Annotated in this window: 15 protein-coding genes and 1 other RNA gene; 6 read left to right on the top strand and 10 right to left on the bottom strand. The window is 32.6% G+C overall.

All coding sequences use genetic code 11. The annotated features are described in order from the left end of the window. Positions 1-23 precede the first annotated feature (23 nt). From nagB to OIU83_RS14585, 5 genes are all read right to left on the bottom strand, one after another. Positions 24-1,964: a glucosamine-6-phosphate deaminase gene (nagB, locus tag OIU83_RS14605; protein WP_264207005.1), complete on the bottom strand. Its 1,941-nt coding sequence runs from the start codon at positions 1,962-1,964 to the stop codon at positions 24-26. Positions 1,965-2,072: 108 nt separating this feature from the next. Beyond that, positions 2,073-3,665 carry a RagB/SusD family nutrient uptake outer membrane protein gene (locus tag OIU83_RS14600; RefSeq protein WP_264207004.1) on the bottom strand — a complete coding sequence of 531 codons (1,593 nt, stop codon included), beginning with the start codon at positions 3,663-3,665 and terminating at the stop codon, positions 2,073-2,075. An 11-nt stretch (positions 3,666-3,676) separates the two neighbouring features. Further along, on the bottom strand, positions 3,677-6,697 hold the full coding sequence (locus OIU83_RS14595) for a carboxypeptidase-like regulatory domain-containing protein (RefSeq protein ID WP_264207003.1): 3,021 nt from the start codon (positions 6,695-6,697) through the stop codon (positions 3,677-3,679). Positions 6,698-7,121: 424 nt separating this feature from the next. Then, positions 7,122-8,705, bottom strand: coding sequence for a RagB/SusD family nutrient uptake outer membrane protein (locus tag OIU83_RS14590; protein ID WP_264207002.1), 1,584 nt, complete (start codon positions 8,703-8,705; stop codon positions 7,122-7,124). 150 nt (positions 8,706-8,855) lie between these two features. Beyond that, positions 8,856-11,888 (bottom strand): SusC/RagA family TonB-linked outer membrane protein, encoded by a 3,033-nt coding sequence (locus tag OIU83_RS14585; protein WP_264207001.1) that lies wholly within the window; start codon positions 11,886-11,888, stop codon positions 8,856-8,858. Between the two features lie 273 nt (positions 11,889-12,161). Between OIU83_RS14585 and OIU83_RS14580 the strand changes: the two genes are divergently transcribed. The 3 genes from OIU83_RS14580 to OIU83_RS14570 all read left to right on the top strand — a co-directional run bounded on the left by OIU83_RS14580 (position 12,162) and on the right by OIU83_RS14570 (position 15,534). After that, positions 12,162-13,196 (top strand): sensor histidine kinase, encoded by a 1,035-nt coding sequence (locus OIU83_RS14580; RefSeq protein ID WP_264207000.1) that lies wholly within the window; start codon positions 12,162-12,164, stop codon positions 13,194-13,196. Next, positions 13,186-13,887 carry a LytR/AlgR family response regulator transcription factor gene (locus OIU83_RS14575; protein WP_264206999.1) on the top strand — a complete coding sequence of 234 codons (702 nt, stop codon included), beginning with the start codon at positions 13,186-13,188 and terminating at the stop codon, positions 13,885-13,887. Before OIU83_RS14580 ends, OIU83_RS14575 begins: the two co-directional genes overlap by 11 nt. Before the next feature lie 177 nt (positions 13,888-14,064). Further along, positions 14,065-15,534 carry an MFS transporter gene (locus tag OIU83_RS14570; RefSeq protein ID WP_264206998.1) on the top strand — a complete coding sequence of 490 codons (1,470 nt, stop codon included), beginning with the start codon at positions 14,065-14,067 and terminating at the stop codon, positions 15,532-15,534. A gap of 163 nt (positions 15,535-15,697) precedes the next feature. On the opposite strand, the gene OIU83_RS14565 is transcribed toward OIU83_RS14570, so the two are convergent. The 4 genes from OIU83_RS14565 to ffs form a co-directional block, all read right to left on the bottom strand. Next, positions 15,698-16,192 (bottom strand): hypothetical protein, encoded by a 495-nt coding sequence (locus OIU83_RS14565; protein WP_264206997.1) that lies wholly within the window; start codon positions 16,190-16,192, stop codon positions 15,698-15,700. Between the two features lie 92 nt (positions 16,193-16,284). Next, positions 16,285-16,941 (bottom strand): fructose-6-phosphate aldolase, encoded by a 657-nt coding sequence (gene fsa, locus OIU83_RS14560; protein ID WP_035620438.1) that lies wholly within the window; start codon positions 16,939-16,941, stop codon positions 16,285-16,287. Between the two features lie 134 nt (positions 16,942-17,075). Further along, positions 17,076-17,879, bottom strand: coding sequence for an SDR family oxidoreductase (locus OIU83_RS14555; protein ID WP_264206996.1), 804 nt, complete (start codon positions 17,877-17,879; stop codon positions 17,076-17,078). Positions 17,880-18,047: 168 nt separating this feature from the next. Then, positions 18,048-18,145: signal recognition particle sRNA small type (gene ffs / locus OIU83_RS14550), an RNA gene on the bottom strand. Positions 18,146-18,233: 88 nt separating this feature from the next. Here ffs and OIU83_RS14545 point away from each other — a divergent pair. Both OIU83_RS14545 and hutI read left to right on the top strand, forming a co-directional pair. Next, positions 18,234-19,289, top strand: a complete 1,056-nt coding sequence (locus OIU83_RS14545) for a glutaminyl-peptide cyclotransferase (protein WP_264206995.1) — start codon at positions 18,234-18,236, stop codon at positions 19,287-19,289. Between the two features lie 159 nt (positions 19,290-19,448). Then, a complete protein-coding gene (gene hutI, locus OIU83_RS14540) occupies positions 19,449-20,687 on the top strand; it encodes an imidazolonepropionase (RefSeq protein ID WP_264206994.1) in 1,239 nt (412 codons plus the stop codon). A gap of 110 nt (positions 20,688-20,797) precedes the next feature. Here the strand turns inward: hutI and OIU83_RS14535 are convergent, their stop codons facing one another. After that, positions 20,798-21,676 carry a hypothetical protein gene (locus OIU83_RS14535; RefSeq protein WP_264206993.1) on the bottom strand — a complete coding sequence of 293 codons (879 nt, stop codon included), beginning with the start codon at positions 21,674-21,676 and terminating at the stop codon, positions 20,798-20,800. A gap of 97 nt (positions 21,677-21,773) precedes the next feature. On the opposite strand from OIU83_RS14535, the gene OIU83_RS14530 reads away from it, so the two are divergent. Further along, the gene (locus tag OIU83_RS14530; RefSeq protein ID WP_264206992.1) at positions 21,774-22,823 is read left to right on the top strand and encodes a formimidoylglutamase; all 1,050 of its coding nucleotides are present in this window, start codon (positions 21,774-21,776) and stop codon (positions 22,821-22,823) included. The last annotated feature ends 3 nt before the right edge of the window (positions 22,824-22,826 follow it).

Below are 22,826 nucleotides of genomic sequence, written 5' to 3'. Positions count from 1 at the left end.
TATTCTAAAATCTTTGCAATCAATTAATAGTCAAAACGTTTAAAAGCTTCAATTGCTTCATACTCTGCAAGTCCAAGATCATCATATAAAATCGCTGTATTTTTATTACGATCTTCAGCTCTTACCCAAAACTCTCTTGAGTCATTTCCTTGAAACATTACTCTGTCTTTTTGAGATTGGTGGTACAAAATAGCATGACGTTTTAACAATACTTCTGATGGAGAAAGCGGAACAGCCATGTCAATTTCATGAATATCCCATTCGTGCCAAGCGCCTCTGTATAACCATAACCAACAATCATCCATGTAAGGTTGTGGTTTTAATTCTTTCATTGCAGCAAATATTGCATTCAAACATACTTCATGTGTTCCATGCGGATCTGCAAGATCTCCTGCAGCAAACACTTGATGTGGTTTTATTTTTGCGATAATGTCCTTCACGATAGCGATATCTTCCAGACCTAACGGATTTTTCTTGATTTGTCCTGTTTCATAAAATGGTAAATCCAGGAAATGGGTATTTTCATCTTTTAATCCTATGTATCTCGTAGCTGCGTAAGATTCTCTTCTTCTTATAAGTCCTTTTAATTTTCGAACTTCCAAAGAATCGATTTGATTTTCTGATTTATTATTCAAAAACTCAATCACAGATTTGAAATTAATCTTACATTGATCATCATTACCAACAAAATCGTTACATACCTCAGCAAACTTCAATGCTTCATCATCGGTAACGGCAATATTTCCAGAGGTTTGATATACAACATGTACATCGTGCCCTTGTTTTATTAATTTAGAAAATGTTCCTCCCATCGAGATAACATCATCATCTGGATGCGGACTAAAAAGAATTACTCTTTTCTTAGCCGGATTTGCTCTTTCTGGACGGTGTGAATCATCGGTATTAGGTTTTCCGCCTGGCCATCCTGTTATAGTATGTTGTAATACGTTGAACATATTTATATTCAAATCGTAAGCAGAACCTTCCTGAGCCAATAAATCGGACATTCCGTTATTGTTGTAATCTCTATCTGTTAATTTTAAAATAGACTGTTTTGTTTTTTGACACAACCAAACAATCGCTTTACTTTTTAATTCCTGATTCCAAATGCATTCTCCTACCAACCATGGTGTTTTAAAACGGGTTAGTTCCGATGCTGCCGATTGATCTAAAACGAACGTAGCATTACCGTGATTTTGCAGGAATGTAGCTGGAACTTCCGAACTGATATCTCCTTGAATAGTTCTCTTGATGATATCGGCCTTGTTTTGCCCCCAAGCCATAAGTACAATCCTTTTAGATCTGAGAATTGTAGATACTCCCATTGTAATGGCCCTTTTTGGCACATTATCAATTCCGTTAAAATCGGAAGAAGCATCTACTCTCGTTATATGATCTAAAGTAATGATTCGTGTCCCTGAATTTATGTGGGAACCTGGCTCGTTAAATCCTACGTGACCAGTACGACCGATTCCTAATAACTGAAAATCAAGTCCACCAGCATTTTTAATATTCATTTCATAATCAATACAATATTGATTTAACTCATCGATTGCAACCGTACCATCGGGAATATTAACATTCTCTGGTTTGATATCGATGTGATTAAAAAGATGTTGATGCATGAAATGATGATAGCTCTGATTATTCTCTTTGGTCATCGGATAGTATTCATCCAAATTAAAAGTAATAACATTGCTAAAACTTAACCCTTCTTCATTGTGCATTCTAACTAATTCTTCATATACTTTTATAGGTGAAGAACCTGTGGCTAAACCTAGTACACAAGATTTGTTTTTTTCTTGTTTAGATCTAATTAATTGAGCAATTTCCTGCGCAACAATTATCGATGCTTCGGTAGAGTTCTTGAAGATTTCGTTGTGGATTTTTTCAAATCGCGTTTCTTCAAATTTCCCAGCACTCTTATAGCTAATGTCAGGTTTAATTTCTATAGCACTTTTCATTTTATATTTTTTATAATATTTATTATAAAGACATGCGTGTTTAAAAGAGGCATAAGTAATTTTCATTACTTATGCCCTTACATTCTTTTTTAAAAATTTGTTTTTTTATTAGAAATTAACTCCAGTATCCCACCAAAGTCTTGTAGCTCCATTATCTGGACCATTAAGTTTGGCAACACCTGTTGCAACACCGCCACTATTACCAGCTATTTCAGAAGCAACAAAATTTACTCTTCTCACACCAAACTGAGTACTTATAACTCCGTTACTTGTATTTTTAACTACTGGAAATAACTTAGGATAACCTGTTCTTCTTTGTTCAGACCAAGCTTCTTGACCATCTGGAAAACCAGCAATCCATTTTTGAGTAATAATTTTTTGCAATTTAACTTCATTAGAAGCTCCTGCGTCCCAAACAACGGTAACACTATTAACTGCTGCAGAATTATTAACACTATCTACTGGATCAACATAATCTTTTGGCAATAAAGTACTACTAAGATATGCTCCTGCAGCAAGACCGTTCTGCACAAATGATGTTTTAATACCCTCTTCATATAATGTTTGTGCATCACCTCCCATGTCCCAACCTCTTAAAGCTCCTTCGGCTCTTAAGAAATAAACTTCGGCAGCCGATAAGAAAATTGTTTCTTTTTTATTAACTGCTTTTCCTACTTTAGAGAAATCTTTACGTAAACTTTTACTGTAACCTTCTGGAGCTACAGGCAAGTCAATACCTGTTCTAATCCCTTTATATTGTCCAGGATATTTTACAGAAAAATCAAAATAAGCATCCATTCTTGGATCATTATAACCTCCTAAGATTGATTCCATATCTGCCGACATGTTGACATCTTGATATTCATTACTATTCCCATAAACAGGATTTACAAAATTACTTTTAAAAATAAAAGTATCACTTTGAGTAGTCATGACACTATACTTTTGATTAAAAGATTTTTCAGCTTGCGTTTTAGCTAATGCAGGATTTTTTACAGCAATACGAATTGCTAATCTTAAACGTAATGAATTACCGAATTTAGTCCATTTATCATATTTCCCAGCATAACTAGAAAAATCTGCATTGGTTAATATCGTTGCGACACCTTTATCTGCACTGTTGGACAATATAGTAATTGCTTCATCAAGTTCGGCAAACATCTGATTATAAACTTCTTCTTGCGAGTCATACTCTTTAACCGAAGCCTCAGAACTATATTTAGAAAAAACTATTGGTCCATAAATATCTGTAACCCTGTGCATCGCTTCAATTTTCAAGATTTGAGACATTGCATAAAGTTCAGGAAACACTCCTTTATCTTTAGTTGCTTGCTTGATTTTCAAAGCATTAGACATTACAAAGGTATATGCATCTTCCCAAGCTCTACCATTCCAACCATTGACTAAATTATAAGTCATGTTATTATTGTTGGTATTAAAAGGATTTGATGTTGCCATATAACCAGACCAGATATCTCCTTGTAAATTCTGTTGTATTTGATATCCCCATAAAGGATCTTGTTCAAAAACGTAATTAAACATTACTTTTGAATATCCTGTAATATTATTGAAGTCTTGGGTTAAACTCTCTGCTGTAGAACCCTGAGGATTAGAATTAATACTCTCGAAATTATCTGTACAACTAACTGCAGCTAATAAGCCTAAACAGAGAATTGATTTTTGTATATATTTTCTTGTCATGATATTATTTATTAAAATGTAACATTTAAATTAAGACCGATACTTCTAGTTGTTGGTAATCCAAAAATATCAATACCTTGTAATCCCTGACCTGTACTTAAAGCTACGTTTGGATCAAAAGGAGCATCTTTATATATAAAGAATAGGTTTCTCGCAATTAACGACACACTAGCAGTTTGCACAAATGGAAGGGATTTAGGATTAAAAGTATAACCAATTGAAAGCTCTCTTAAACTAACATTCGTAGCTTTATAAACATACTCAGATAAAGCACCACTTCTTCCTCCTACTGTTCCATAATAATCTTCAGCAGAAATTTTTGTTACAGGAGTTACACCGTCACTTTTTACAGCATTTACAGTAACACCTCCAGCGTTTTTAGCATCTCCAAATGCTTTAGAAACACCATAAGAATCATTTAATGCCTGAGTCATACTCATAACATTTCCACCAAATCTTCCATCAACCAAAACATTAGCAAAGAAAGAACCTAACTTGAAAGAGTTTGACCAACCTAACATAAAATCAGGATTAGCATTTCCTACTTCTTTAAAATTTTGATCAACTTGTGGTTTTCCAAGGTCATTTAATACAATTCTTCCCTGAGCATCTTTTATTAACGTAAAAGCTTCAATTACACCAAATGGTCTACCTTCTACCAATGAAAATCTATAAGCATTAGAACCTGGATCTGTTAATACTACACGTCCACCTAATTCTTCTGGAAGTTCTTTTACTTTATTTTTATTTTGAGAATAATTTATTGTTGTATCCCAAGAAAATTTATCTCCTTTAATAATTTTACCAGTTAACACAAGCTCAATACCTTTATTGGTAATACTTGCTGCATTAAAAGCATAATTAGTATATCCAAAAGGATTTGTTGAAGGAGCTGGAACCTGAACATATTGATTTTTAGTTTCTGAACTATATATAGAAACTTCAAAACCTAATCTATTATCAAACATTCTCCATTCTGTACCTACTTCAAACTCTGATTTTAATTCAGGTTTCAAGGATTCTCCTGGTCTTGGACCTACAGCTGGTGCAACGAACTGTCCTCCTAATATTGTATATCTAGGCGAAGTTACAAAAGCAGCAATATCATTACCAACTTCTGCATAAGAAGCACGTACTTTACCAAAATTAATCCAATCCGGCATTGTAGTCATCTCACTAATGATACCTGTTAAACCTACAGAAGGATAAAAGAAAGATAATTTATCTGTGTTTACCAATGTAGAAGACCAATCATTTCTACCAGTAACATCTAAGTATAACATTCCTCTATAACCAAAAGTTGTAGAAGCAAATACCGATTGTATCTCTCTATTAGATCCTGCAACTTGTTGATTTAAATTATTATTCTTAAAATTCCCTAATGTAAACCAGTTGGTATTTACTAAACCACCATTAGTAGTACCCGAATTTAAAACGGTTTGTGCATTAGCCATAGTATTATTTATACTTGCTCCAACAATAGCATTAAATGAAAAATCATCACTAAATTTAGTATTGATTTTTGCAATCAAGTCTCCGTAACGTTGTGTACTTAAATTAGCTATATTAATATAAGTTCCTGTTTTAGCAGCTATAACATCAGAAGTTGTAGCATATATTTTTTTATCAAAAATACTTTCTACACGGTCATAACTATATCTAGAAGCAATATTTAACCAATTATTCACTTTATAATCAACAGCTAAAGACCCATTAAAATAATTGTTTTTATCTTCAGACTTAGCTCTGTTTATTAACCAATATGGATTTTGAACATATTCATTAATTACAGGAAAGTTCTGTGCATTCAAATTTCTAATTGGATCAAAAACTTCAAAATTATCTTTGTAGTAACTAAAATTATTTCCATTACCCCTTGGCATTAAATAAACTCCAGTTAAAGGGTTAAAATTAAGTCCACTTAAAGGTCTGTTGTTTATTGTTTGAGAAGTATATTTTCCATCTGCCGAAACAGTTAATCTATCATCAAAAAATTTGGCTGTTTGACGAACACCAAAGTTGTTCTTTTTTAAACTATTTCCAGGCATAATCCCTGAAGAATTAGTATTAGCGTATGAAACATTCGTACTAGCAACAGATGAACCTGTAGAAAATCCTAAAGATGTAATTTGAGTAACACCTGTTTCAAAGAAATCTTTTACATGATCAACAGTATCTTCTTTATCTCCTTTGCTATTGTACTCTGTTTGAAATTTAGGCAAATAAGCAGCTGTTTCAAATGTTGTAACAGATGATGCTACCAAATTACCTTTACCCTCTTTTCCTTTTTTAGAAGAAAGTAAAATTACCCCGTTTGCACCTTGAGAACCGTATAATACAGAAGCTGCAGCACCTTTAAGAACTGTCATACTATCATAATCATCTGGATTAACAAGAGATATTACGTCTCCACCATCACGGTTACCACCATTTGTATCTCCAAAAGTACCATTTGGCTGAGTTGGTGAACCATTAAATAAAGGAATACCATCAATAACATAAAGTGGTTGACTATTAGTAATAGATGAATTACCACGAATAACTACTTTTGTAGATCCTCCAGTACCACCTGCACTTTTTGTCACAGCAACACCAGCGATTTTACCAGCGATTGTATTGATAACGTTTGCATCTTTTACACGAACTAGTTCTTCTCCTTTTAATTCCTGAGTAGCATAAGTTAAAGATTTTTTCGATTTTTTAACACCTAATGATGTTACAACAACTTCATTCAATGCATTTGAAATAGCTGTTTTTAACTGTACATTAACAGTAGTAGCATCACCTACAGCTATGTTTTGTGTTTCTAAACCTACATACGTAAAAACCAATGTTTGTCCTTTTTGAGCATCAATGGTGAACACACCATCAAAATCGGTAACTGTCCCTTTTTGCCCTCCTTGAACTGCAACAGTAGCCCCTGGCAACGGCATTCCATCAGAATCTGTAATCACACCTTTGATATTTTTTACTTGTGCAAGCGAAACCTGCGCCGTAAAAACAATCATAAAGATTAAGAAAATTTTTTTCATGTTTATTTATTTTTGTTAGTTATGGTGTAAATTTATTCTTAAGAGATTGTTAATAAAAATAAATTATACCAACAACAACAAACTTTAAACAAACGACACAAAATAATCAATAATACGTTATACGAAAACGTTTTCACTTCTAAAATATAACGTATTTTGTGTTTTTTTAAAAATTTAATGTAAAAAACATCCTTTTTATTAACTAATAATTCACAATCGAAATAAAAAAAGAAAATCATTTAAAACCTATTAAAAAATAATGTGTTCCAGTCGGATTAACAAACTCTTCTGCAACAAATAGCTGATACCAAGTTTTATTTCTATAGCACTTTTTATTTTATATTTATTATAAAAATATACGTGTTTAAAAGAGGCATAAGTAATTCTCATTACTTATGCCCTTACATTCTTTTTTATTTTATTTTTAGAATTGGTTAACTCCAGTATCCCACCAAAGTCTTGTTGCTCCTGTATCAACACCACCAAGCTCCTGAACTCCTTGCGCATATCCTACTGGATTAGACGTTTTTTCCTGAACTGGAAAATTTAATCTTCTTACAAAAGTTCCTGCAGGGATTTTACCTGAAGAAAAGTTATTTGTTGGTAAAAATAATTTCGGATAACCTGTTCTTCTTGTTTCTGCCCAAGCTTCTTGTCCATCGGGAAAAATAGCAAGCCATTTTTGAGTTTGAATTTTTTGAAGTTTAACTTCATTAGATACAGCGTCTGACCACTTGATAGTAACCAGATTTTGTGCAACAATATTATTAACTGCATTTAAAGGATCTGTAAAATCGGCAGGCAATAATACATCATTATTAATATAAGTAGTTGCACCACCAGCTCCATTTTGTATGAAAGATGTAGTAATACCAGACTCATAGAAAGACTGAGGAGTCCCCCCCATATTCCATCCTTTTAATGCTCCTTCAGCTTTTAAGAAATGAGATTCTGTTGCTGTAAACCAAGGAATTTGTCCGCTACTTACAACATTTCCTATTTTAGAGAATTGGTTTGCCTTAGCAGTTCTATAATCATCATCGACCACGGTTCCCATTCTAATACCTTGATAAGTACCAATAACCGATTTATTAAAATATTGCTCTCTTCTTGGATCATTATAACCATTCATGATTGATGCAATTGCACCTCCAACATTAATATCAGCCCACTGATTAGTATAAGTATTAACGGGGTGATCTGCCAAGTAAAATATATTATCAGCATTTGTGTCAATAGTACCAAATCCTGCAATTGCTGCTTCTGCTTCTGCTTTTGCTTTTATTGGATCAACATTCGAAATTCTCATCGCTAAACGAAGGCGTAATGAATTGGCAAATTTAATCCATTTTAAAACAATCCCTTTTGCCGTTGTTCCATCAGTAGCATCATTTTTATCTACAAAAAAAGTACTTTCTTTATTAGCCGTAGCAAAAGGCGTCAAAATATCTACAGCCGTTTTTAACTCTGTAAAAAACTGATCATAAACTGCTTTTTGAGAATCATAAGGTACTGTCGCAGCTTCTGAACCAAATGCAGAATAAACTATTGGACCATGATAATCGGTTATTTTATGCATTGCATATACTTTTAAGATCAAAGACCATGCATAATATTTAGGACCTTTAGACTCTACTAACCTCTTAACTGTTAAAGCATTAACCATTTCTCTTCTATACGCATTTTCCCATGCAGCATTATTCCATCCATCCAAGAGGACGTAAGTTGAATTATTATTATTTCCTTCAAAATTATGAGGTGTACCCATATATCCGGAGAAAATATCTGCATTAAGGTTAAACTGAATATCACCTCTCCAGTCATCTTCAACAAGAATATACATCCATCGTTGCATTCCTCTAATAGGCGCCTTAACATTATTAAAGTCCTGTTCTAATTCTTTATTTGTAAAATTATCTTTATTCGAATTAAGATCCTCATAATCGCTTGTACAAGCTCCTAAAGAGAAAACCAAGACTGCACTAAAAATTAATAATTTATTTTTCATTTGTAAATTTTTATTGTTAATTAAATTATTTTTAATGATTTATGATTCAATATATTATTGTTAATTAAGTTTCGCTTTTAAATCATTGAAGCTAAAAAACAATTAAAACATCATAAAACAAAAGGTTTTATCCTTTGTAAGAAAACACTACTAGAATGTTAAATTCAAGTTCACACCTATACTTCTTGTCGATGGAACACCAAATATATCAATACCTTGCAATCCCTCACCGGTACTCAATGTTACGTTTGGATCAAATGGTGCATCTTTGTAAAAGAAAAATAAGTTTTTCCCGACAAGAGAAAGATTTACAGTTTTAAAAATAGTTTCTTTACTAAAGTCAAAAGTATACCCTAATGAAAGCTCTCCTAATCTTACATTTGTAGCTTTATACATATACTCTCCAGTAGCTCCACTTCTATCTCCTACTACTTCATAATACTTTTCGGTATTATATAATCCCTGAAATTTAGAACCATCATCATTTACGGCATTTATTGCAACTCCTCCAGCTTGTCTTTGTTCTCCTGTTTTTTGAGAAACACCATAATTATCTAACATTGCTTCGGTTAAACTCATTACATTTCCTCCAAATCTTCCATCAATAAGTATATTCAAGAAAAACTTCTCGTATTTAAATGTGTTAGAAAATCCTAACATAAAATCAGGATTTGAAGTTCCCATTTCTTGCCAATCTGTTTTTTGAATTTTACCAGCATCATCAAGTACAATTTGTCCCTGATCATTTCTCACAATATTTTTTCCTTCAATTATACCAAATGGTTTTCCTTCAACCAAACGATATCTATAGCTATTTGGATCCCCATTTGTTAAAAGAACTCCACTATCTTTAAATTCGTCACCTAAGGATTTTACTAAATTTTTATTTGATGCATAATTAACAGCTACATCCCAAGAAAATTTATCGGTAACTATTGCTTTTGCAGATAGTGTAATCTCAAAACCTTTATTTTCGATACTACCAGCATTAAAAGCATAATTAGTATATCCAAAAGGATTCGTTAAAGGAGCTGGTATAGTAACCAATTGATTTTTTGTTTCATTTTGATAATACGTAAAGTCAATTCCAAATCTATTATTTACAAATCTCCACTCTGTTCCAATTTCAAATGAATTTTGTTTCTCTGGTTTCAAAGAACTTCCTGGTCTTGGTCCTGTTATTGGACTAAATACACTTCCTAGAGAGAGCGTATTTTTTGGTGTAGTTAAAAAAGGAGTAATATCATTACCTACCTGAGCAAAAGATGCTCTAACTTTTCCGTAGCTTATAGCTTCTGGCAATTTAACCATCTGACTTACAATAGCAGTAAGACCTACAGATGGGTAAAAGAATCCTAAATTTTCTGTATTAACCAATGTTGATGACCAGTCATTTCTTCCTGTAATATCTAAGAAAAGCATATCCTTATAACCAAAAGTTGCACTACCAAATACAGACTGTACTTCTTTTTCTGCCCCAATAGTTTGACTATTCCCCGAAGCCGAAACAAAATTATTAAGGTTAAACCAGTTCGCATTAACCAATCCTTTAACTCCCGAATCATTAGTTACTGCATCATTAACAGTAGATTTAGTGATACTCGCCCCTAAAATAGCATTAAAACTAAAGTCACTATTTATTTTTGTATTAACTGTACCTATAAAATCTCCATACAATTGAGAACTTTCACTAAGAGAATAAATATATCTACCAGTGCTCGCTGCCAAAGTTAAATCTGTACCTGCATAAGCTTTTTTCTCATATTTATTGTACATCTTATTATAACCACCTCTTGCTTTAAAACTTAACCAATCATTCGCTTTGTAATTTAACGCAATAGAACCTATAAAAGATTGATTCACATCAGTAGATACATTTCTATTTTGAATCCAATATGGATTCTGAATAATGTCACTAGTTTTGTTAGTCCATCTTTGAGTATTTAAATTTCTAATAGGATCAAATACCTCATAATTATTTTTATAATCATTGAAATCATTCCCTCTTGGAAACAAATACACACCAGTTAAAGGATTATAATATAATGCATTTGTTGGTTTATTTTTAATTTTTTGATCCGCAAAAGAAAAAGCTGCATCTACGGTCACTTTATCATTAAACATTTTTACACTTTGACGAATACCGATATTATTTTTCTTCAATTCATTTGTTGGCATAACCCCTGCAACATTAGTATTAGCATAAGTAAGACTAGTAGTCGTTTTTTCACTTCCGCTATTGATTCCAACTGAATTAATAAAAGTCATACCCGTATTAAAAAAACCAGGTACGTGATTAGGAGAATCTTTTGCATCTCCCCAAGTTTTTTCACTTCCTGCTTTTGCAGCATAAGAAGTTTGAAATTTAGGTAATGATATTACATTATCTACAAAAAGACTTGAAGTATAGTTTGCAGATACAGTTCCAACTTTACCTCTTTTTGTAGTTACAAGAATAACTCCGTTCGCTCCCTGACTACCATATAAAGCAGCCGCAGAAGCTCCTTTTAACACTGTCATAGATTCGATATCCTCAGGATTCATCATAGATACAGCATCACCACCATCTCTATTACCTCCAGCTTTATCTCCAAAGACATCATTTCCCTGAGCAGTAGAAGAATTTAATAAAGGAATACCATCAACAACATACAATGGTTGGTTGTTTGAAATTGATGAGTTACCACGAATTGTTACTTTCACAGAACCTCCTGTACCGGAAGCACTTCTACCAACAACAAGACCTGCAACTTTTCCAGATAAACTATTAATAAGATTCACATCTTTTACGCGAGTCATTTCTTCCCCTTTAACTTCTTGGGCTGCATAGGTCAAAGACTTTTTAGATTTCTTGATACCTAATGAAGTCACAACAACTTCATTCAATGCATTTGAAGCAGCATTCTTTAACTTTACGTTAACTGTAGTAGCATCTCCTACAACTAAGTTTTGTGTTTCCAAACCTACATAGGTAAAAACTAATGTTTGACCTTTTTGAGCCTCAATAGAGAACACACCGTCAAAATCGGTAACTGTACCTTTTTGTCCTCCTTGAACTGCAACGGTAGCCCCTGGCAACGGCAATCCATCAGAATCTGTAATCACACCTTTGATACTTTTTACTTGAGCAAGCGAAACTTGCGCCGTAAAAACAATCATAAAGATTAAGAAAATTTTTTTCATGTTTATATATTTTTGTTAGTTATGGGATAAAACTATTCTTAAAAAATTGTTAAAAAAAATATTTTATACAAACAGCAACAATCTATAAACCAACGACATAAAATAATCAATAATACGCTACACGAAAACGTTTTCACTTAGAAATTATGAAGTATTTTATATTTTTTTTGAAATTTTATTCAAAAAATAGTTGTTTTTACTAACTAATTGTTTAAAGTTGCAAAAAAATTATTAGTCTTTTAATACTTACTAAAATTGAATAGAATACGCAGAATGAAATTTGACATTAAACTCCAAAACCATCTTTGGTTCTGGGCTGTTTATTTTATGTTAAACTTTTTAAGATGGGGAGCTTACTTTAATAACTACCAATATTCGTTCAAATCAAATCTTATTGAATTTTCATTACATATACCTTTAGTATATTTCAACCTATTTGTTTTGGTACCTCGTTATGTATTAAAATCAAAATACATCAAATACACGTTTTCTTTAATACTAAGTTTATTTTTCATCTATTTAGTAAAAACGGCACTTACCTATTATATAATATCCGAAAATATCTGGCCAGAAGCAAACCGTGAATACAAACCATTTGAAATAAACCATATCGTTGCTGTATGTATTGGAGAGTTATATGTTTTGGCGATGGCATCATCAGTGTATTTAACACTCACATGGTTAAAGGAAAGAGAACGAAACCGATCATTGAGAGAAAATCAATTTAAGATTAAATTAAAATATCTTGAAAATCAAATACAGCCACATTTTTTCTTTAATACTTTAAATAACCTCTACGCATTATCATTAGAATCATCGAACAAAGTTCCGGATGTAATTATCAAACTTTCCAAATTAATGGAATATGTACTATATGATATAAAAGGAACTAAGTTTGTGAAACTAATTCAGGAAATAGAATATATTCAAAATTATATTGAAATAGAAAAACTCCGATTCCAAAATGTAGAAGTTAGTATAAATCTGGAATCAGATATTGATGATGTCGAAGTTCCTCCCTTAATATTCATTTCTTTAATCGAAAACGCATTCAAACATGGAGGCGCAAATAATGCCAATTTAAAAATAAAAGTAAATTGCAAAATTATAGATAACAAAACCCTCGATTTTGAAGTATTAAATAATTTTGTACATTCACAAAATCTTACAGTAAAAAAGGGAATCGGCTTAGCCAATACTCAAAAAAGATTAAGACTAATCTATAAAAATAATTATAATTTAGATTACAAAACCAAATTCAACTACTACATAATTCGCTTGCAAATACCTATTAAGAATGAAGATTAAATGCGTATTGATTGATGATGAACCATTAGCAATCAAAGTTTTACAAAACTACTTTACAAACTTCCCTGATTTTGAAATCACGGGTACGTTTGTTAACGCACTAGAAGCATTGGATTTCATAAACAACAATACTGTCGATGCCGTATTCCTGGATATAAACATGCCGATGATGACTGGTTTTGAACTAATTAGCTTAATCGAAAACAAAACAAAAGTCATTATAACAACAGCTTTCAGGGAATTTGCAGCCGAAAGTTATGATCTAGAAGTTTTGGATTATTTAGTAAAACCTATTCCGCTTCCCAGATTCATAAAATGTATCAATAAAATTACCACCGAATACAATTTAAAAAATAATATCAAAGTCGAAAATCATCGTGCCGAACCGCATCTTTTTATCAAAGTAGATAAAAAAATGATCAAGATAAATATCGATGAAATTCTTTTTGTAGAAGGGATGAAAGAATATATCAAGGTAATAACCCTAGACAAAACTTATATTACCCATAAGTCATTAACTGCATTATCAGACGAGTTACCCGTAGATAGATTTATGCGTATTCACAAATCATACCTAATTGCAGTTAACAAAGTCAAATCTATTGAAGGAAATCGCATACAAATTCAATCTTATACTTTACCAATAGGTAGGAATTATAGCAAAGAAGTAAAGAGCAAAATCCTTGAATAACCTCCTCACAATCATCTCTTTTGCACCGACAAAAAATAACACTTTGTTGAATAAATAATGCTGTTCGTTTAAATTTAACATTATTTGTTCGGTTTTATTTTTTTTTAAACGAGTTAACAAATATATTTACGCTCGTCAAAAAACAAATTAAAACTAAAAAATTAACCTTATCGCATTATGAGTTCAGAAAATGTTCAAACCAAGTGGGGACAGTTTATCTCTTTGATAATAGTCTTCTTCTTTTGGGGCTTTGTTGGATCTGCCAATGATATCCTAATTCCAGTATTCAAAAAAGTATTTACTTTATCCCAAGTACAATCACAACTAGTAGCTTGGGCATTTTATGCTGCTTACTTTGTGGGATCTATGATTTTCTTCCTAGTATCATTAAAAATGGATGTACTACAAAAATTTGGATATAAAAAAACACTTTCTGCCGGTTTACTTCTTTCAGCTTTTGGTTCGTTTTTATTTATTCCTGCTGCAACAATGGAAAGCTTCCCTTTCTTTTTAACAGCATTATTTACCGTAGGTTTAGGTTTTTCAATTCAACAAATTGTAGCTAATCCATTAGCTATTAAAATGGGAAGTCCACAAACAGGGGCTCACCGTTTAACATTAGCAGGAGGTATCAACTCTTTCGGAACAACAATTGGAGCTATTCTACTAGGAATTGCTTTGTTCGGAATGGGAGACAATAAAAAAACTGCACTTTCATTAGAAGATATTAAATTGCCTTTCATAATCTTAGGACTAGCTTTTATTATAGTAGCTATTTTCATGAACTTCTCTAAAATTGAAGATCCTGCAAAAGAAAATGAAGAAGTAGTTAAAGTAGCGCACGAAAAATTCAACATTTTAGACTACCCACAGTTATACCTGGGAATGTTAGGAATCTTTATCTATGTAGGAACCGAGGTTACAATTATCAGTAATTTACCTGCCTTATTACATACCGCCGAGTTTGGTAGCGTTTTAGAAGATGCTATCGCTCCATTTATCGCCCTTTATTGGGGAAGTTTAATGATTGGCCGTTGGAATGGTGGAGTAAACGTTTTTAACACCTCAAACTTAGTAAATACGGCATTAAAATTCATTGTTCCGGCTGTAGCGTTTGGAGTAATTATCGGAGCTAACATTTTTGCTGCTCATGATGTTTCTGCATTCTATATTTACCCCATTTGGATCTTATTATTTATAGCAGTAAGTTTTGTAGGAGGTAAAAACGCAGGAAAAACTTTAATGCTTTTCGGAATATCAGGTTTATTAATGATGGTTGCCGGACTAGCTTGGCCAGATCCATCAATTGCTAAATTCTTCTTTATCTCTGGAGGTTTATTCTTATCTATCATGTGGCCATCGATCTTCGATTTAGCTATTGCAGGTTTAGGTAAAAACACAGGAAAAGCATCTTCATTCTTAATCATGATGATTCTTGGAGGAGGAGTTATCCCATTAATTCAAGGAAGCATCTGTGATATTGACCTTACTAGTCCAGGAGGAATATTTGGAATCACTTGGACACACTTTTCATATATCGTTCCACTACTTGGTTTCGCATATTTAGGATTCTATGGTTACTATTGCCCTAAAATACTAAAAAGACAAGGAATTAGCCATATCCAAAGCGAAGGCGGAGGTCACTAATAACTATCAATTTAAATAGAAAAAGTCCCATTTTGCAATGGGACTTTTTTATGTTTCACAACTTCCTAAATAGCAATTAAGGATTAGATTTAACCTTTAAGAGTGCAAAGATTTGCGCCCTTTGTGGTTAACTTACATACCACCAATTTAAAAGAAATGATAACTATTTAGCATTAAGAACATTCTCTAAATTCTTTTTAAAAACAATCTTATTTTTTTCAGGAATAGTATAAATAACATCTTTATTAGCATGTACTATAACTTGCTTAATATCCAGATCCAAAAGCTTTTTAGGCTCTTTTAGCTTCAACGTACATGCTCCATCAAAATAACCATCATCTTCAATAATTTTCTCCGTTTTAAGAACACTCCCATCTGCCAGTACAGCCGAGATAGTCCTTACACTGTTTAATGTTGTCGTATAAAACCCATCCATTACCAGCATAATACGGTAACTATTTTTCATTTCGTCGCCTTTAAACTCGTGCCGTACAATCGTATATCGCAATCCTTTATCAAGAACTTGAAAACTTTTCGAACAATCCAACTCAAATGTAGCCACATCACCAGCTTCATTAATTCCTTTTATAATTTTTGCCTGTGCATGAACCGATAACCCAACTATTGTAAATACAAATGCAATTATTAGTTTTTTCATATGTAGGTTGTTAATTTTGAGACACATAAAAATATAAAAAAATCGCCATGTTTATGACAAACATGGCGATTTAAAATTTATTTAAAGGATAATTATTTATTTCCTTTTTCAAAATCAGCAACAAACTGTGCCAATCCGATATCTGTTAATGGGTGCTTTAATAAACCGTAAATAGCCGAAAGTGGTCCAGTCATAACATCAGCACCAATTTTTGCACAATTTACAATATGCATAGTGTGACGTACCGAAGCAGCCAAGATTTCAGTTTCATAACCATAGTTATCATAAATCAATCTAATTTCTTCTATAAGGGCCAAACCATCTGTAGAAACATCATCCAAACGACCAATAAATGGAGAAACATAAGTAGCACCAGCTTTTGCAGCCAATAAAGCTTGCCCAGCAGAAAATACTAAAGTTACGTTTGTTTTAATTCCTTTATCCGAGAAATATTTCGCAGCCATAACACCTTCTTTCGTCATTGGCAATTTAACTACGATTTGCTCGTGTAATTCAGCCAATTCCTCACCTTCTTTGATCATTCCGTCGTAATCCAAAGCATTAACTTCGGCACTAACATCACCTTCAACAAGATTACAAATATCAACGTAATGTTTCAAAATATTGTTTTTTCCAGTAATTCCTTCTTTCGCCATCAATGATGGATTAGTAGTAACTCCGTCTAAAACACCTAAAGCTTGTGCTTCTTTAATTTGAGCTAAATTAGCTGTGTCAATAAAAAATTTCATATTTATTATATTTAATTGTGTTCTTAATTGGGGCGTGACCACAAGGGTCGGGTTTTTCGTTACAATCTTTTATTTTTTTAAAGAAAAAACAAAAGGATTTCCTCTTCACCCCCTCACGCAAAATCGCTGCAAAATTACAACTTATAATGGTTCATTAACATCTTTTCATAAACTTTATCCGGAAGAATACGTTTCAAAACGATTGAAAATTTCTGCATAAAAACCCCTACTTTATAATGCCCTTTAGGATTTTTAGTTTGCATGATTTTATAAATAGCCTCAGCCATTTCATTAGGATTCCCACCCGCATCAACATGCTCATCCATTGTTTCTAGCGTTCTGCCATATACATCTTCGTAAGCAGATCCCTTTATTACAGGAGCATGATAACGTCCTGCAGCAATATTAGTAGCAAAATCACCAGGAGCAACATTAGTAATATTAATCCCAAAAGACTTAACCTCCATACGCAAAGCTTCAGTAATTAACTCCAACGCCCCTTTCGAAGCCGAATACACACTACGATAAGGCAATCCCATATAACCAGCAATAGAAGTAATATTAATAATCAAACCCAATTTTTGCTCACGCATTTGTGGCAAAACAGCTTTCATAACCTCAATTGGACCAAAGAAATTAGTTTCAAAATTATTCTTGATTTCTTCTGTCGGAATTTCTTCCAAAGGACCAGTAATTCCAACTCCTGCATTATTGACAACAACGTCAAGACGACCCGTAGTTTTAATAATCTTTGCAACAGCAGCCTTAATCGACTCCACATTACGAACATCCAAAGCGATTAAAGGAAAAACAGAATTCAAAACCTTCTCAGGAGTTCTGCTAGTTCCATACACCACAAATCCTTTGTTATGCAAAAATTCTCCAATAGATTTTCCAATCCCAGAAGATCCGCCTGTAATTAAAATTACTTTGCTCATTATTTTTAGTTTAAGGTTTTTAAGTTTAAAGTTTCTGACATCTTGTAAAACTACAAATACCCAAACCCAACTCTTTATGAAAGGTTCAAAAATAAAAAAATCCTCCCGAAGGAAGACTACTTTTAAATTAATTCTAAAAAAAAATCCCGATACATCGGGAAAATTAAAAAAAGGCAAGCGACCTACATCGCATCGCTCAACCACATACCCTTGCTATGTTCCCATCCTGGGGGAGTCAGCAGGAGCAGATCGTGTAGGACTTGCCGGTGCAAATATACAATCTTTTTATATTTTTGCAAGAGCTTTGTGCCTATAAAAATAACATTGTATATTGGCTACTTTAAATTTTAGACTATGAAAAAACATAACATCCTAACTTTCATTTTATTAGGAATAACACTAATTGGTTGTAAAGAGACAAAAAAAGGTGAAAATTCTATATTTTCTTTTGATGATTCTAATTTTCCTGCCCATTTTTTAACAAATCAGTCGGTTTCTTTGGGTGTTTTGAATCCAAATTCGAAACAAATTGATAGCATTGTCTACTTTGTAAACGATAAAAAAGTTGGTGCAGTAAAAGGTCTGAACAAATTAAATTTTGAATTAAAAGATCAAAAACTAGGCTACCAAAAACTAAAAGCATTAGTTTATTTTGACGGAGACAACTCTGAAGCAACTTCCAGAATCGAATTAGTTTCAAGCGTACAACCTAAATTATTGAAATATAAAATCGTAAACACTTACCCACACGATGCAAAAGCATTTACCGAAGGCTTAGAATTCTATAGAGATACCCTTTATGAAAGTACAGGACAAAAAGGAGACTCATATTTTAGAAAATACGATTACAAAACTGGTAAAGTATATAAAGAGGTTAAGCTTGATAATAAATACTTTGGAGAAGGAATTACTGTTATCAACAATAAACTATACCAATTATCTTGGCAAGAAAAGACAGGTTTCATATATGATATCAATACATTAAAACTTGAAAAAACTTTCACCTACGATAAAGATATTGAAGGTTGGGGAATGACAAATGATGGAAAATACATTTACCAAGGCGATGGAACCGAAAAAATTTGGAAAATGGATCCTGCAACCCAAAAAATGATTGATTACATCAATGTTTATTCAGGAACTTCAAAAATTAAAGCCATAAACGAATTAGAATTAATCAACGGAAAATTCTATGTAAATGTATTCCAAAAAGATGCAATTGCAGTAGTAAACCAAACAACTGGTGCTGTCGAAGGAATCCTGAATATGTCTGGATTACGCAAACAATTAGCTCCTAGCATAACAATCGATGACGTTCTAAACGGAATTGCATACAACCCAAAAACAAAAACAATATTTGTAACTGGAAAGAACTGGGACAAAATGTTTGAAATTACAGTTTCCGAATAACATATTAAAGACAATATTCGGATTCTTAAATTCTAATTCCAATATTTCAACACGAATTTCACAAATTTTCACGAATCGATTAGTGTTAATTTGTGAAATTTGTGTTTTATTTCAATCCCATAAAACAATCTGTATTCTTTTTAAAACTAAATTTATATAATGATTACTTTAATTACAAACATAAAAGAACTACTTCAGGTTCGAGAAACTCCAATTTCTAAAGTTTCTGGAGCTGAAATGGCAATACTTCCAACCATAAAAAATGCTTATTTAGTTTTAAAAGACAATATAATTGCGGGTTTTGGTTCGATGGAAGATGTTCCGGAAATAAAAGCCGATTCGACTATTGATGCTACAGGAAAAATGATTCTTCCTTCGTGGTGCGACAGCCATACGCATATTGTATACGCTGGCAACAGAGAACAAGAATTTGTAGATAGAATTAACGGACTTTCTTACGAGGAAATTGCCAATCGTGGTGGCGGAATCCTAAATTCTGCCCGAAAACTTAACGAAACCTCCGAAGAAGAAATATACAACCAATCCAAAGCCAGACTTGAAGAAGTAATGCGTTTAGGAACTGGTGCTGTCGAGATAAAATCAGGTTACGGACTTACTGTAGATGGTGAGCTAAAAATGCTAAAAGTCATAAAAAAGCTTGCCGAAAACTATCCCGTAACTATAAAAGCAACTTTTCTTGGCGCTCATGCATTCCCTTTAGAATATAAAGAAAATAAAAAAGGATACATTGATGAGATTGTCCAAAAAATGCTTCCTGAAATAGCCAAAAATAAACTAGCCGATTACGTAGATGTATTTTGCGAAACAGGCTATTTTTCTGTCGAAGAAACCGAACAAATTATGGAAGCCGGTATCCAAAACGGATTAATACCTAAAATCCATGTCAACCAATTTAATTCTATTGGCGGTATACAAGCAGGGATTAAATATAAAGCCCTTTCTGTAGATCATCTCGAAATAATGAACCCAGAAGATATCGAGGCATTAAAAAACACCGAAACGATGCCTGTAGCTTTACCCTCTTGTTCTTATTTCTTAAGCATTCCATATACTCCGGCAAGAGAAATGATAAAAGCAGGATTACCATTGGCATTAGCCACAGATTACAACCCTGGCTCTACTCCATCCGGAAATATGAATTTTGTTGTTGCAACAGCATGTATCAAAATGAAAATGACTCCCGAAGAAGCAATTAATGCAGCTACAATAAATGGAGCTTATGCAATGGGAGTTTCAGACACCCACGGTAGTATAACAGTAGGCAAAAAAGCTAATTTCATCCTAACAAAATCTATTACTTCCTATTACCAATTGCCTTATGCATTTGGTACTAACTTAATCGAAAGTGTTTTTATCGAAGGCAAAGTTTTTGAATAAGTAAAGACGCACCATAGTGTGTAACTCTACAAATGCCACTTTACTATTATATGCAACATAAAAAGCCTGTAAAACTAAGTTTTACAGGCTTTTTATATTAATTAAAGTTATTATCTCAAAGAGAAACTAGTTTTAGAAACCAATTCGTCGTTATCAAAAACATTGATAAAATAAGTTCCTTTTTCAAAGTTTTTACCAGGTAAATCTTCAGAAACATTTACCGTTTTATTTTCATATTTCACTTTAGTAACAAAGCTATATGTTAATGATTTATCTCCAAAAGATTCCGTTTTTTTATCTCCTAAAACATTGTTTTTACTATCAATTACTTGAACGTAATATGTTTTATCTCCTGATTTAGCAATTTGATTCTCGGCAATTGTGAAGCTAATTTTTAAGATATCAGCTCTGCTTGCTTTGTCTGTTTCGATTTGTTTCCCAGAACTTCTTAATTTATAAGCCGAAGTTTTAGTATCCAAAATAGATAATTTAGATCCTTTTTCAACAGTTTTTGCCAATTCTTCATTTTGACCAACTAATACTTCATTGAATTTTTTAGATTCTCCTAAAACTACAATAGTACTATCACGTTGAACAGTTAAAACAGTATTTTGTTTTTTCAATTCATCATTCTCTGCAACCAAAACTTTCATTTTACCCTGCATAGCCTGAACTTGTGATTTAAATTTAGACAGATCCCCTTTTGATTTATTCAAATCATCCATTAAACTAACTACCTTGTCTCTTTCTTGAATTAATTCATCAGACATAGAAGTATTCTCAGCAATTGCAGCATCGTATGTTGCTTTTAATTCTTGTAAGTCTTTCATAACAGATTCCTTCTCTGTTAATGTAGTAGTAAGTTCAGTTTTTACAACTTCAGTATCAGAAGTCATTTTAAAAATATAAACTAAACTACCTACTAATAAAATTGCTAAAACTGCTATTACTGCCTTTAGACTTGAGTTGTTGTTCTTTTGATTTTCCATATTTAAATAATTTTTTGTAAACAAATTTAATAATTAATATAAGCTAATAACGTAAGTTAGCACAAATATATTATTTTTGGAAAATATATTTTTTTTTATGGAAAATCTAATACCTTTTACTATTAATGATTTAGCTAAAGTCACAAATCACAGAAGTGGCGAAATAAAATTTGGCGAAAAAATGATTATAGTTCCAAAAGATACTGACATAATTGATTTTCTCAAAAGTAGTGAAGCAAAATATGTCCTTTTAGGAATTCCTGAAGATATTGGCATACGTGCCAACTACGGAAGACCGGGAGCAGCATCGGCTTGGTCTAGCGCCATAAAGAGTATTGCAAACATTCAACACAATCGTTTTTGCAAAGGAAACAACATCATCGTTTTAGGACAGCTCGATGTGCAACAAGAAATGAAAGAAGTTGAGCATCTGGATTTTAATGATATTGATGACAGATCCAAACTTAGCCAGTTAGTAGAGAAAATTGACAAAGAAGTTTCTCATATAATATTTAACGTTATCAAAGCAGGAAAAACCCCAATTATTATCGGTGGCGGCCATAATAATGCATATGGAAACATAAAAGGTTCGGCTCTTGCCAAAGGAAAACCTATCAATGCCGTTAATTTTGATGCGCATTCCGATTTTAGAATTCTAGAAGGAAGGCATAGCGGAAATGGTTTTTCCTATGCTTATGAAGAAGGATTCCTAAAAAAGTATTTCATATTTGGTTTACATGAAAACTACACTTCAAAAAGTGTTTTGGATATTATTAAGAAAATAGAAGACCGCGTTCGCTACAATACTTATGACAGCGTAAAAATTCGAAAAGAAAAAGATTTCAATGCCGAAATGCAATTTGCATTAGACTTTGTTAAAACAGATATCTTTGGTATCGAAATAGACTTGGATGCAATTCCTAATATTGCGAGTAGCGCCATGACTTTAAGCGGTTATTCCATTGAAGAATTACGTCAGTTTGTATCCTATTTTGGACAACATAGAAACGCAGCTTATTTGCATATTTGCGAAGGCGCTCCAGACTTAGGCGAAGAAAAAAACAATCACTTAATAGGCAAACTCATTGGCTATCTTGTTACAGATTTCATAAAAGCTAACTTTGAAAAAATCCCTTCACAACCCTGATTA

The organism is Flavobacterium shii, from assembly GCF_025847235.1.
Lineage (GTDB): Bacteria > Bacteroidota > Bacteroidia > Flavobacteriales > Flavobacteriaceae > Flavobacterium > Flavobacterium shii.
Note: the sequence above shows the minus strand (reverse complement) of the source record. Positions and strands in the feature narration are given on the sequence as shown.

Coding starts and splice junctions, on each gene's coding strand:
- nagB (WP_264207005.1), bottom strand. CDS start 1,964: ATGAAAAGTGCTATAGAAATTAAACCTGACATTAGCTATAAGAGTGCT.
- OIU83_RS14600 (WP_264207004.1), bottom strand. CDS start 3,665: ATGACAAGAAAATATATACAAAAATCAATTCTCTGTTTAGGCTTATTA.
- OIU83_RS14595 (WP_264207003.1), bottom strand. CDS start 6,697: ATGAAAAAAATTTTCTTAATCTTTATGATTGTTTTTACGGCGCAGGTT.
- OIU83_RS14590 (WP_264207002.1), bottom strand. CDS start 8,705: ATGAAAAATAAATTATTAATTTTTAGTGCAGTCTTGGTTTTCTCTTTA.
- OIU83_RS14585 (WP_264207001.1), bottom strand. CDS start 11,888: ATGAAAAAAATTTTCTTAATCTTTATGATTGTTTTTACGGCGCAAGTT.
- OIU83_RS14580 (WP_264207000.1), top strand. CDS start 12,162: ATGAAATTTGACATTAAACTCCAAAACCATCTTTGGTTCTGGGCTGTT.
- OIU83_RS14575 (WP_264206999.1), top strand. CDS start 13,186: ATGAAGATTAAATGCGTATTGATTGATGATGAACCATTAGCAATCAAA.
- OIU83_RS14570 (WP_264206998.1), top strand. CDS start 14,065: ATGAGTTCAGAAAATGTTCAAACCAAGTGGGGACAGTTTATCTCTTTG.
- OIU83_RS14565 (WP_264206997.1), bottom strand. CDS start 16,192: ATGAAAAAACTAATAATTGCATTTGTATTTACAATAGTTGGGTTATCG.
- fsa (WP_035620438.1), bottom strand. CDS start 16,941: ATGAAATTTTTTATTGACACAGCTAATTTAGCTCAAATTAAAGAAGCA.
- OIU83_RS14555 (WP_264206996.1), bottom strand. CDS start 17,879: ATGAGCAAAGTAATTTTAATTACAGGCGGATCTTCTGGGATTGGAAAA.
- OIU83_RS14545 (WP_264206995.1), top strand. CDS start 18,234: ATGAAAAAACATAACATCCTAACTTTCATTTTATTAGGAATAACACTA.
- hutI (WP_264206994.1), top strand. CDS start 19,449: ATGATTACTTTAATTACAAACATAAAAGAACTACTTCAGGTTCGAGAA.
- OIU83_RS14535 (WP_264206993.1), bottom strand. CDS start 21,676: ATGGAAAATCAAAAGAACAACAACTCAAGTCTAAAGGCAGTAATAGCA.
- OIU83_RS14530 (WP_264206992.1), top strand. CDS start 21,774: ATGGAAAATCTAATACCTTTTACTATTAATGATTTAGCTAAAGTCACA.